A 539-nucleotide genomic window follows, 5' to 3' on the forward strand; every position below is an offset into this window, starting at 1 on the left:
GTGTCCACTTCCCCGACTTAGGCCCAGTCATAAATAGAAACTCCAGCATGGCCACGGTCGTTGAGGAACTCGAGCGGCGAGATATCGCCGAGTGATTCGTGGGGACGGATGGTGTTGTACTCAGCGAGCCAACGCTCGGTTTCCTCGCGGACGTGCTCAAGGTCCATGAACAACCAGGCGTCGAGCACGCCGTTGCGGTAGCTACCGTTAAAGCGTTCGACGAACCCGTTCTGGTTGGGCTTGCCGGGTTGGGTGTATTCGAGCTCAATACCGTGGGTCTGGCACCAGCCCACAAAGACCGCACTGGTGAACTCCGGACCATGATCCACTCGGATGCGCTCGGGCCGCCCGCGCACGACCAGGAGCTCGTCGAGAACCCGCAGAACGCGTTCGGCGGTGAGCGAGACATCCACTTCCACCCGCAGCGCCTCGCGGTTGTAGTCGTCGATGACGTTGAAAGTGCGAAAGGCGCGGCCGTCGTAGAGCGCATCGCTCATGAAGTCCGCCGACCAGGCCTGGTTCGGTCGTAGCGGCTGGAG

At 61.6% G+C, this 539-nt stretch carries 1 protein-coding gene; it reads right to left on the reverse strand.

Annotated features, from left to right (window positions below; translation table 11 throughout):
- Positions 1-17: 17 nt before the first annotated feature.
- A partial coding sequence (locus tag C516_RS19995) for an integrase core domain-containing protein (RefSeq protein ID WP_018719630.1) occupies positions 18-539 on the reverse strand: 522 nt, incomplete at its 5' end.

This window comes from Arhodomonas aquaeolei DSM 8974 (genome assembly GCF_000374645.1).
Lineage (GTDB): Bacteria > Pseudomonadota > Gammaproteobacteria > Nitrococcales > Nitrococcaceae > Arhodomonas > Arhodomonas aquaeolei.